This is a genomic window from Lactivibrio alcoholicus, from assembly GCF_055390895.1.
The window spans coordinates 480798-492462 of record NZ_AP042471.1; the positions used below are offsets into that span (position 1 = coordinate 480798).

The following is an 11665-nucleotide window of genomic DNA, read 5'->3' on the forward strand; positions in this document are numbered from 1 at the left end:
CGCCCGTCGTTCAGGACGACTGTCCCCCGTCGCGGAAGAAGCGCGAAAAAACGGCCGACGCCTTGCGCGCCATCCGGTGCGGGTCTACGAGAAGCGACAGATCCCGGCACAGATTCACGAAACCTGGGCGCCGCGTCGTCTCCATCCAAGCGAAGAAAAAACGCCGCAGCCGGACGTGGCGCCGGAGCGCAAATCCGAACTCCCGGGCCTGCGGAAGGACGATTTCGTCGTACATGATGCGCCGGTCCCGGTTGACGCCGATCCGCACGCGATCCTTTCCCGGTGCGCTCATCCTCCGGGTGAGGGACGCGTCATGCCGGCGATAATAGACGACGGGAGTATTGAGACGCGCGATCCTGCGCCCGCGAACCGTGGCCAGAAGCCAGAGAGGCCAATCCTCCATCCAGAAAAACGGATACTCCCAGAGTCGGCACTCTTCGAAAAGCGATTTCCGGAAGAAGACGCCCGGAGCCTGGAGCGGATCGAACGACGCGAGCGTCCGGAACTGCCCCTGCGCGTCCGACGAGAAGAACGACCGCTGCTCCCGCGTCCATTCGGGAGGCGTCCCCCCAGGCCTGTCCGTAAACCCGATGACCTTTCCGAACGCGATGGCGACATCGGGATTGTCGTCCATCATCCCGATGACGGCGTCGAGCCCTCCGGGGCAGAAGATGTCGTCCCCCGCGAGCGGCTTGACCACATCGCCGGAACACGAACGGACGGCACGGACGTAATTCCGCACGGGTCCTTCTTTCGTTTCCGACCGCAGGAGCCTGCACGAAGCGAACCGGTCGCCATGCCGCGCGAACCACGAGGCCACGACATCCGCCGTCCCGTCGGGGGAGGCGTCGTCGGACACGACGATCTCCGTCTCCTTCGCGCGCGCGGGCGAGAGCGCGGAAAGAAGACTGTCGAGCGTCTCTCCGACGAAACGCTCCTGCGCGTACGTGTAGATCGCGACCGAGAGAGCGCTCACGATAATGACCTTTCGATGACCGGAAGGCTCCGCCCCGCCTTCGGGACGACGTTTCCGTTGTGTCCCAAAGACTCCCGGGGAGCGCGGCCGGAAAGGACGGCATCGAAGATCGCCTCCAGACGGGCGAGCATCGTATGGTCCCGAAGAAAGCGTTCGTATCCGGCGAGCCGGATCCGTTCCCTCTCGGCGTCGTGCGAGAGATAGTATTCGATCTTCTCCGCGAGATCGTCGGCGTCCGAGTAGACCGCGATCTCTCTCCCAGGTTCGAAGTACTCGTACAGCTCGGGATTGTCCTGCGTCAGGAGAAACCCTCCGCACGCGGGGATCTCGAAATCCCTTCCCTTGATCTGAAGCAGCGGGGCGGCCCCCGAGGTCCGTCCGTCCGTCCCGACCGACGCGTTCGAGAGGTTCAGGTTTATCCTGCTCGCGGAGAAGAGCCGGATCATGCCGTTCATGTCGATGCGCCCGTTGTCCCACCCGCGTCCCCAGAGGCTTACCGGGATTCCGCGTTCTTTCAGACGTTCGATGACCGTTCGCCTGCTCCCGTGCGGCTGCCCGACGAACGAGACGTCGTGCTCGTACGGACACGCGAGCGGCCGGAAGATAAAGTGGTTCGCCCCCCACTGGCTTCGGATGACGTTCGCGAAGCCGGCCTGCCGGTAGCGCGCCGCGGCGTCTGCGCTCGTCGTGCAGATCCAGTCGTAGGGCTTCGCCGCATTCCGGGAAAAGCTGTCGAACCGCCAGTGGTCGTCACTGAAGAACGCGACCGTCGGGATTCCGAGTTCCGACGATATCCCGCGGATCGTCCCCGCGTCGAACTCGTCGTCCAGAATGGCATGGAAGAGCACCGCCGGACGAAAGAAGAGACACGCCAGACGCAAAACCGACTGCATCCGTTCCTTCCCGAGTTCGGCCCGGACTGCGTCGTACGGAAAGTGCATTACGGGGCGCCCGCCGTGGACCAGCGAGTAGTAGAAGTGAACCGTGTCGTACCCGAGTCCGAGGCCGGGGCGTCCGTAGTCCGAACCGAGCCCCGCGTAGAGAATCGCGGGCTTCGCGCAGCCGGAATTGCAGACGCGCAGCCGTTCGTGGACGAACTCTTCGTCGCTTGGATTCGGCAATAATCGGTTTTTCAACACGCGAAGGCGTTTTCGGGCATCCTTCAGGTTCATCGATCGACCCATCTCCTCTTCGCGCCCCCAAGGGGCGCTTTCACGCCGCGTCGTACATCACGGGCGATGCGCGAGTACCCGCGAAACTCCGTCATCGCCAAAGATCCGGCGAACGCACCGCGTCCCACGCGTCCCGGGCGGTCTTCAGCCGTTCGATCCTCGCGCGGACGTCCCTCAGGTGTTCATCGACGTTCCAGGGGGTAACCAAGATACCGAAATCCTTCGGAGGATCGCCCCGTTCGAGAATCCGGTCCGCGATCCACCCGGAGACCTTCGGGCCGAAATGGCTCGGTTCCCTGTACAGATACGGATCCGACGTCACCCGGTTGACGTCCATGAAGTTCCATACGCCGCCGAAAACGTCGACGAGATCGCGGATCCAGCGTTCGTACGAATCAAGCAACCCCTGCGTCTCCGCTATGATCCGCAGGAACGGCGTTCCCTCCGGCGTCGTGAACGGGATGACGGTCGCGTCCCCGGCTTCGCGCCGGAATTCGCGGAGTTTTTCCCTGTGACGCTCGTCGTAGAGGAATGCCCCGTAGGACCGACCGAAGATTTCGAGAGCGTCTTCAAGCATCTCCCGACGTGCGCCGTCGTCCGGCGTCCGGAATTCCAGATGGAGGTCGGGCCGTGGACCTCCGTCGTACCGAATCGTCCCGTCTTTCGCTTCGAATCCCCTCCGGAGGATATTCCGCACGGCGTGCCGGAAGACATTATAGTCCAGCAGCGCCGTGACGCGGTAGAGAGACGCGAGGGCCTCGTCGACATGCCGCAGCGTATCGACGCTCCTGGGAGCGACCTCCTGTTCCCTGCGGATGCTCGCGCCGAGAAAGTCGAACCCCGCGACGATCCGTTCTGGCATTCCAACCGTTCGCCCGACGTTGCGCAGGGCCGGGGCGTATTCGGCCGGGACCATGCTGTTGGCCGCGTAGTTGAATCCGTCGGGCCCCCAGATCGCGGGGTCCGTATACATCATTCGGCTGCTGCCGAGAACGAGCGTCCCGATGGCCGGGCGCCGGAAAACAAGGATATTGGCCTTCTGGACGCGTTCGTTGAACATCGCCTGCCACTGACCGAACGGGACATGGTGACGGAAGCACCAGAGCGGGTCGACGAGCCAGTTCGTCCCCATGATGACGCCGCACAACAGGAGTGGGACGCCAAGCGTCCACAGGAGAAAACGCCGTTCACGAAGAAACGTGTTCCGGCCCGTGCGTCCGGCGGCGGGGTCGATCTTCCGGCGCGTCATTTCAGAACCGGAAGTACAGAAACTCGCTGACACGGTGCAGTGAGAGCACGACCGCGACGAGCGCCGTCCCCACGATAAGCCGCGTCTTCGCAGGACGGTCGCGCCATGGATACTTCGAACACCACGCGAACGAATTCGGCAACGCAAGGCAGAGGAGAAAACCGACCGCGAGAGCGACGGTCTGGAACCGCCCCTCGAAATGCCATACTCCCGGAATCGCGACCCCGATTCCCAGAAAACGCAGAACTCCGGGCACCAGTTCGGCCAATGCATAGTCGGGGGGCAGCACGATTCCGTTCAGTCCGGCCATGCCCGAAAGAATCGAAAAGGCTCGCCCGCAGGTGGCGGACCGGAAGAAGACCCAGCCCGCGACGACCGCGAGGAACGTGGCCATCCACGCGAGGGGCTTCGGCAGTCGGGGCATCCGGGCGCCGCGCCACAGATGATTCAGTGTGAGACAGGCGCCGTGAAGCCCACCCCAGATGACGAACGTCCAGCCGGCGCCGTGCCACAGGCCTCCGAGCAGCATCGTCGCCATCAGGTTGAGATAGCGGCGGACCGTGCCGCGACGGTTTCCGCCGAGCGGGATGTAAAGGTAATCCCGCAGGAACGCCGACAGCGTCATGTGCCATCGCCGCCAGAAGTCGACGATCGAACACGCGGTATACGGGGAATCGAAATTTTCCGGAAGGGTGATATTGAACAGCCGTCCGAGCCCGAGCGCCATATCCGAGTATCCCGAGAAGTCGAAGTAGATCTGAAACGTGTAGGCGAGCGCCCCGCCCCACGCCTCGACGAACGTCGGGACGTCCGTCCCGTCGAAGACCGCGGCCGCGAGCGGAGAGAACGTGTCGGCGATCACGACTTTCTTGAAGAGTCCGAGCGACAGGAGCGAAATCCCGAAGCAAAGATTTTTCCAGGAAAACGCGAACGTCCGATTCGTACCGAACTGGGGAAGAATCTCCTGCGCCCTCACGATCGGCCCGGCGATCAGCTGTGGGAAGAAGGAAACGAACAGGGCGTAGTCGACGAACCCATCGGTCCTGACCGTTCCCCTCCGGCTGTCGACGAGCCAGGCGATCTGCTGAAAGGTGAAAAACGAAATTCCGAGCGGGAGAAAGATCTCGTGAACAGGCATCGGGAAACCGAAGACGGCCCCGGCGTTTTCGAGAAAGAAGCCGGAATACTTGTAGTATCCGATCAGGGAGAGATTCATCGCGATACCCAGAAGGAGAAGTGCGTCAGCGCAAGGCGCTTCTTTCCGCTGGGTTCCGCGGCGAAAGCGACATATTCCCCGTCCTATGATGTAGTTGACGGCGATCGAAAACGACAGGAGCGAAAGATATTTCGGATTCCAGTATGCGTAGAAGAAAAGCGACGCGGCGAGCAGCCACGCGAGGGCGACTCCCGTCCGGCGGTATCGGCAGAACAGCCGCCAGACGCACCACGTGGCGGGCAGGAAGAGGAACAGGAATTCGAACGAGTTGAAGAGCATGCGGTTCGCTCCTTACGTCTCGCTTGGTGTAGCAGGAGCGGCGGAAGGCATTTCGAACGAACGAGACATCGCGTCCCGGGAAACATGCGACATCGCCGCGCTCCGGGATCCCCGTACGGACAAGAAAGCCATCGCTCCGGACGCTGCCTTACTTCGCACGACCCGTTTCATCGCTTCCGGGCGCTCCGCACGACTCGCTCACAGAAATCGAGAATCCGCCCGGCGCTTTCCTCCGGAGTCGGCCATATGCGGGCCGGCGGCGAAACTTCAGACAGATGTCGCCGCGAAACGACTCCGGACAGAACTTTTTTCCACCCTTCGACGTCGCCCGGCCGGACGAGAAGGGTTCCGCCGGTGATCATCTCGCGGACCGCGGGAATGTCGGACGCGAGCACCGGAACACCCATTGCGAGCGCGGTCATGAGCGTCAGCCCCGCGCCTTCCGAGCGCGACGGGAAGAGAAAGCAGTCGCACGAAAGGAGGAACGTCTCCGTGTCCTCCCGATATCCGTGGAACCGGATGCGATCCTTCAGCCCCGCGCGTTCGACGCGCTCCTCGAGTTCCGGCAGCAGCGGGCCGTCGCCCACGACGTCGAGGCTCCACCCTGGCGCGTCAAGCCCGCAGAAGGCGTCGACGATGTCGGCGATCCCTTTGATTCGCGTCAGGCGGCCGATGAAACAGAACCGAAGAGGCCTTCCGTCAGCGGCGTGCGGCGTCCAGCGCGCACGGGGCGCGGGAAGGCCGTTCGGGATGACGGCCGCGTTCGGGGGCAGAAAGGGGCGCATCCATTCCCGGACCGTCTCCGAGACGCAGATCGCTCCGTCGGCCTTCCGGTACGGAAAGAGCCCGAAATTCCGCGAATAGAGCGCGTGACACGTCACGACCCAGGGCACGCGGGCGAGGAGAGCCGTCCACCACGCGATACACGCGGGAACGCGCGAGTGCGCGTGAATCATGTCCCATCCCTCACGGCGGACGAGCGATGCCAGCCGGAACGCGCATCGCGCGGCGACGAACGGATTTTTCTGATGAACCGGAAGCGTCAGGTGCTTCGGTCCACCCTCCCTTCCCGCGAGGGATTCGGCGAGCCTCCCTCCGGCCGAGACGACGAGAACGTCGCACCCCGCCGCCGCCTGGGCGGTCGCGAGCCAGAGAACGTGCCGCTCCACTCCGCCCTCGTCCATCTCGGGCAGAAGATGGACGATTCTCATGAGAGCGTTTTCAGGATCCATTCGGCAGCGCGCTTCGCCTCGTTGAAACCGGAGACGGTCGGCGAAACGTCCGAAAGCTCCGGTCCCGAAGCGAAGCAACGGGATGAGGACGGCGTCCACTCCACGAGATACCCTCGTTCGCGGAAGCGGTCGAACATCGCGTCGAACTTCGGAACGCCGAAGACGAAGCGCGACGGGAGCAGACCGAGTCCGGCGAGGCGGAATGCCAGGCGCTGAAGGATCATGTGAAGTCCCTTCTTCCGTCCGACGCGGAGAAGAATGACCCTGTGCCCTGCCGTGACGGCCTCCGAGGCCATTGAGACCGAGTCCTCGGTGCAGAAGATCCGCCTGCAGTGTCCGAGCATCCCGGGGACCGGATTGTACTCGTCGACCGACGCGAGGAGAACCATCCGGACGAAGCTGCGCCCGCGCGCGAGTTCCGTGATCGCGTCTTCCGTTTTCCTTGACGTCCGCCGCGATGTCGTCAGATAGACATCCACCCCCAAGTCGCTCGCACGGTCGACAATCGGCGCCAGCACCTTCGATACCCAGGACGGAGTCACCGCGTAGTTCGCGTCGTCGCCGCCGAGGAGGATTCCCCAAGCGGGCGCTTCCGGATTCTCCGGGGGACTTCGCCGGAGCAGTTCTCCGGCGGCTTCCGCGAGTCTTTCCGGGACTATCGCGTTCGGCGCGCCGAGCGTAGCGAGCGTCGTGACCGTCCGAGGCGGTATCGTCGCGCCCGGCGAAGGATGCCCGGAAACGTCGTGCTCGGGAAGGATCGCGAAGTCGAACGGCTCCGTTCCGAGAACGGACGGCGTCATGATGACGCATGTCTTCGCCCCGAGGACGCGCCCGAGCGCACACGTGAACGGAGCCGCCGAACTCCCCGCCGAGATGACGATAACTCCATCCGGGGACCCGGCCGCATCCGGACGGATCCCGGCGGTTAGCGACGCCGCCCCCGCCCGTTCGAGCCAGCGACGAGCTTCGTCGGCGGTCGCGCGTCCGAGCTTGCGGGCGGCGATCTTCATCAGCAGAAACCGCCGGATGCCGGAGAATCGCGGAACGTCCCGCTCGATCACCCGCGCTCCCGTCGCCGCGGCGATCCAGTGGGCGACGCCCCTGCTCTGGTGCAGGTGCCCGCGGATTCCGTCCGAAAGAATGACGACGAGCGATGGCGACGTCATGCCGGTCACGTCCTTCTATGCTCTCCCGGCGTCGCCGTTTCCGCCGCCGGAACACCCGAGCGTGCGCCGTACGAGCGTCCGGACGTTCTCAAGGTCCTCCGGCGTATTCACGTTCGGGCCTCCGTGCGGGTATTTCGTCTCGCCCACGCGCATGGAATATCCCGATTCGAGGATTCGGAGCTGCTCGAGCGATTCCAGCCGCGAGAGCGGAGTTTCGGGAAGCTCGACGTAGTGCAGGAGGAAGTCCTTCCGGAACCCGTAGATGCCGATGTGTTCGAGATACACGCAGCCATCCGCCTCGTTCCTGCAATAGGGGATCGGCGAACGGCTGAAGTAGAGCGCGTCGCCCCGACGATCGCGGACGACCTTGACGACGTTCGGATCGTTGATCAGCGTCGGGTCTCCGAGCGGAGAACACAGCGTCGCCGAGAGAACGTCCGCGTCGGAGACGAGAATCTGCGCGACCTCGTCGATCATTCGCGAATCGATGAGCGGCTCGTCGCCCTGGATATTGATGACGATGTCAGTATCCATATTGCGCGCGACCTCGGCCACGCGACTCGTTCCGTTCGGATGATCCGGAGACGTGAGCGCGGCTTCCCCGCCGAAAGACCGGACGGCCTCGACGATCCGTTCGTCGTCCGTGGCGACGATGACGTTCCCGAGGAGTTTGGCCCCTGTCGCACGTTCGTAGACGTATTGGATCATCGGCTTGCCGCAGATGTCCGCGAGCGGCTTGCCGGGCAACCGCGTCGACTGGTACCGGGACGGGATTACCCCGAGCACGCGCATTCCGTCACCTTGCGCCCGAAGCCGACGAACGGATGCGAAGGCGGCTGTACTCTTCTGCGCGGGCGCGAATCTTCGAGCGGTCGAGGATGGTCACGTTTTCGACGATCCAGTCCCGCATGGCGCGGCCTTCATCGGTTTCCTGCGAGTAGCTCATGAATTCGAGCGCAATTCCGAGACGCTCCGCGGCTCTCGCGGCGAGGACCGGCCAGATCCTGCCGATGTCTCCGATGATCGGAAGGCTTCCCTCGTGACGGGCGAACGCCGACATCTCCATCCGGAACGGGATCCTGGCGATCTTCGTCTTCGGCAGCCCTTTGTCGATGGCCTCCTGGATCAACTTGCTCTCCTTCTGGATGTCCTGCGCTTTCCTGAGGTTTTCGTCGAGGTCGATGCGGATCAGCGTCTTGTCCTTCAGACTGTATGTTCCGAGGCCCTTCCAGTGGGACCAGATTCCGTGCCCCGTATACGTTTCGAACGGCCCGTCGTGGATCTCCTGCGTCAGCGCCACGGCCGATTCGATGATGATGTCGGCCTCGCCGAGCATCCGCGCCACACGCAGCGAGCGTTCGCCTACGGAGATACTGTCGCCGATCGCGATGCCTATGGCCCCCCCGCCGATCATCTGCGGAATCGTCACGAGAACGGGAAGCCCCTTTTCCGCGCCGATGCCGAGCATCGTCCTGCGGTCGCACCCCCAGCCCGCGACTGTCTCGAAGGGCAGCCCGAGCATCCTCGCGACCGAGAGGATCTCTTCGGCGATCGTCTCGTTCCTGAGCCCCATCGGGTAGGCCATGTTTCCGGCGGCCTTGAGAACGAAGTGTCCCTTCGCCGACTTTCCGCGCCCGATGAGGTCGTCGTCGAGCACCATCTCGGCCCGGATCGCGGCGAGGTCTCCTTCGGACATCTGAGTGAACTCGAAGACGTTTCCGCGGGGCATGAACGCCTCGTCCATTCCGACTTCGGTCGCATTGCACATCTTCACGACGTCGAGCGCCCCGGCCATCTCGTGACCGACGACCGCGGAACTCGTCGTGACGCCGTCGACGATTCCCTTGTCCATGAGCTCCGCGATCAGCGTGGTGACTCCCTCGTGAATGTTCGGACCGCTCCCCGTGACGACGGCGATCTTGCCGCCCCGTTTCTTGACCTCGACGACCCTGTCCGTCGCCGCATCGAGACTCGCGCGCGAACGAGGGTCCAGACTCTCGTAAAACTCCCGCAGAAGCGTATCGTTTACGATTCCGTCCTTCATCGCTATGTTCACTCTCCTTTCACGACATGCACCCGGGGTGTCGCTTCCGGGGGTTCTCCGGATCTACACTCCGTCAAAGCCGGAACGTATTGTACTCCATGCCCGGGCGGACGCTCCCTCGAGATCGCGAAAATACCGCCGGCAGCCTTGCCGGACGCTCTCCCGGACTTTCGGAGAGAGGCTTTCATTCCAGTGCGACGCAATCATCGCCGCGTCCGTGACCCGGACCGACGCGCCGAGAGCGTCGAGACGCCGGGTCGCCTCCGGGAAATCCTCCATGTCGGGACCGTGGCAGATCGGAACTTCGAACGCGGCGGCCTCCATGAGATTCTGTCCTCCCTTGGGAACGAGACTTCCTCCGATGAATGCGGCGTCCGCGACCCCGTAGAGATCGAAGAGCACTCCGATGCGGTCGACGACGAGGATGTCCCACGCCGGCGCGTTTTCCGACAGCAGCGCGACAACGCCGCGCCCTGAGGCGAGCGATCGGATTTCTCCTGCCCGTTCCGGATGCCGCGGGACGATCACGAGTCTTGCATCGGGATGTTCGTTTCTCACACGGGAGAATGCGTCGAGCACGACTTCCTCCTCGCCTCTGTGCGTGCTTCCGGCGAGAAAGACCGCCCCTGGTCCCGAAGGAACCATCCGGCCGACGGCCGCTTTGTCGAAGAGCCGACGCCGCTCGAGGAGCGCGTCGATCTTGCAGTCGCCGATGATCCTGATTCGTTCGGGCGCGACTCCGATCGCGAGCAGACGGTCGACGTCTCCTTCCCCTCTCGCGAGAATCGTGCGGAACCATCCGAAGACGGGCTTCCAGAATGCCGGTCGCTTCATGATCTTCTCGAAGGTCGTCTCTGAAAGTCTGGCGTTCACCAGATACGCGGGAATGTCCCTCCGGTGCAGCTCGTACAGCAGGTTCGGCCACACTTCGGTCTCCATGGTCGCGAAGGCTTTCGGGCGGAGCGCGTCGAGAAAACGGCTGAGAACGCGCGGAATGTCCCACGGGAAGAAGAAGCGCGCATCGAATAGCTCCGCGAGCATCGCATCCGCAACCTCGGCTCCGTTTTTCGTCGTCGTCGAGAGAACGATCGGGAGGTCTGGATCCGCCGCCCTGCCGGCAAGAAACACGGGACGGGCGGTCTGAACCTCTCCGACCGAAACCGCATGGATCCACACGGGAGATCTTTCGCCCAGCGCGCACCGCACGTCCGCGGAGAGAAAACCGCGTCTGTCCCCGAGGCCGAGCGGGTATTTCCGCGAAAGCCACGGATAGGCGAAGGGGTACAGAATCGATGTCAGCAGGCGATAGGTTCCGTACTTCAGTTACGCCACCCCGGCCTTCAGAAGCTCGTGAAGATGGACCATCCCGATCGGGCGTTCCCCCTCCATGATGATGAGAACCGAAATTTCCTTCTCTTCCATGATCCGGACCGCCTCGACCGCAAGCCGGCCGCGCGCGATCGTCCTCGGCTTCCGGGTCATGCCCTCCTCGACGGCGAAGTTCATCGCCTCGACGCCGCAACGCTCGATGAGACGCCGCAGATCTCCGTCCGTAAAGATTCCGACCAGTCGGTCCGAGTCGTCGACGACGCACGTCGCGCCGTAATTCTTCGTCGTGATTTCGAAAAGCGCCTCTTTGACCGGAACGTTCCGGCGAACCACCGGAAGTTTTTCGCCGCTGCCCATGACGTCCTCGACACGCGTCAGAAGGCGCCGCCCGAGGTTTCCCGCCGGATGGAAGAGCGCGAAATCCTCCTCCCGGAGACCCCGCATTTCCGTCACCATGCACGACAGCGCGTCTCCGATCGCGAGCTGCAGCGTCGTGCTGCTCGTCGGCGCGAGGTTGAGCGGTCCGGCTTCACGCGCCACGCCGGAATCGATCAGAACGTCGGCGGTCTCGGCGAGGGGCGACGAGGCTCCCCCGGTGATGGCGATGACCGGAGCGCCGAGCCTTCTGAAAAAGGGCAATATGGCGAGAACCTCGGATGTCTTGCCGCTGTTGCTGATGAAGAGGCCGACGTCTTCCCTGCAGACCATTCCGAGGTCGCCGTGAGACGCTTCCGCGGCGTGAAGGAAAAACGACGGTGTCCCGAGCGACGCGAGCGTCGCGGCGATCTTCCGCCCGATGATCCCCGACTTTCCCATTCCGACGACCACGAGCCTCCCGGAACAGCCGTGGATGAGACGCGCGGCGTCGGTGAGTTCCTTTCCGAGACGCTGCGACGCGCAAAGCAATTCGTTCGCCTCCGCTTCGAGGACGCTTCTTCCGAGATCCAGAAGGCAGTCGTCGGAACATTCGCGTCCTTCCCGCTCACGCGGGAGACAGACCAT

General features: G+C 63.5%; 10 protein-coding genes. All 10 read right to left on the reverse strand.

Annotated elements, in window-relative coordinates:
• Positions 1 to 10: 10 nt before the first annotated feature.
• Positions 11 to 976, reverse strand: coding sequence for a glycosyltransferase (locus tag ACZ5IU_RS02420; RefSeq protein WP_464420157.1), 966 nt, complete (start codon positions 974 to 976; stop codon positions 11 to 13).
• Positions 973 to 2148 (reverse strand): CgeB family protein, encoded by a 1176-nt coding sequence (locus ACZ5IU_RS02425; RefSeq protein WP_464420159.1) that lies wholly within the window; start codon positions 2146 to 2148, stop codon positions 973 to 975. Before ACZ5IU_RS02425 ends, ACZ5IU_RS02420 begins: the two co-directional genes overlap by 4 nt.
• Before the next feature lie 91 nt (positions 2149 to 2239).
• Positions 2240 to 3397, reverse strand: a complete 1158-nt coding sequence (locus tag ACZ5IU_RS02430) for a hypothetical protein (protein WP_464420161.1) — start codon at positions 3395 to 3397, stop codon at positions 2240 to 2242.
• Position 3398: 1 nt separating this feature from the next.
• The gene (locus tag ACZ5IU_RS02435; RefSeq protein ID WP_464420163.1) at positions 3399 to 4892 is read right to left on the reverse strand and encodes an MBOAT family O-acyltransferase; all 1494 of its coding nucleotides are present in this window, start codon (positions 4890 to 4892) and stop codon (positions 3399 to 3401) included.
• Positions 4893 to 5059: 167 nt separating this feature from the next.
• Entirely contained in the window at positions 5060 to 6124 is a 1065-nt protein-coding gene (locus ACZ5IU_RS02440; RefSeq protein WP_464420165.1) for a glycosyltransferase family 4 protein, read from the reverse strand.
• Positions 6100 to 7290: an ELM1/GtrOC1 family putative glycosyltransferase gene (locus ACZ5IU_RS02445; RefSeq protein ID WP_464420167.1), complete on the reverse strand. Its 1191-nt coding sequence runs from the start codon at positions 7288 to 7290 to the stop codon at positions 6100 to 6102. The genes ACZ5IU_RS02440 and ACZ5IU_RS02445 overlap by 25 nt, the downstream gene beginning before the upstream one ends.
• Before the next feature lie 15 nt (positions 7291 to 7305).
• Entirely contained in the window at positions 7306 to 8082 is a 777-nt protein-coding gene (gene kdsB / locus ACZ5IU_RS02450; protein WP_464420169.1) for a 3-deoxy-manno-octulosonate cytidylyltransferase, read from the reverse strand.
• Between the two features lie 4 nt (positions 8083 to 8086).
• Positions 8087 to 9334, reverse strand: a complete 1248-nt coding sequence (locus ACZ5IU_RS02455) for a hypothetical protein (protein WP_464420171.1) — start codon at positions 9332 to 9334, stop codon at positions 8087 to 8089.
• A gap of 63 nt (positions 9335 to 9397) precedes the next feature.
• Positions 9398 to 10510: a 3-deoxy-D-manno-octulosonic acid transferase gene (locus ACZ5IU_RS02460; protein WP_464420173.1), complete on the reverse strand. Its 1113-nt coding sequence runs from the start codon at positions 10508 to 10510 to the stop codon at positions 9398 to 9400.
• A 147-nt stretch (positions 10511 to 10657) separates the two neighbouring features.
• On the reverse strand, positions 10658 to 11665 hold the full coding sequence (locus ACZ5IU_RS02465) for a KpsF/GutQ family sugar-phosphate isomerase (RefSeq protein ID WP_464421794.1): 1008 nt from the start codon (positions 11663 to 11665) through the stop codon (positions 10658 to 10660).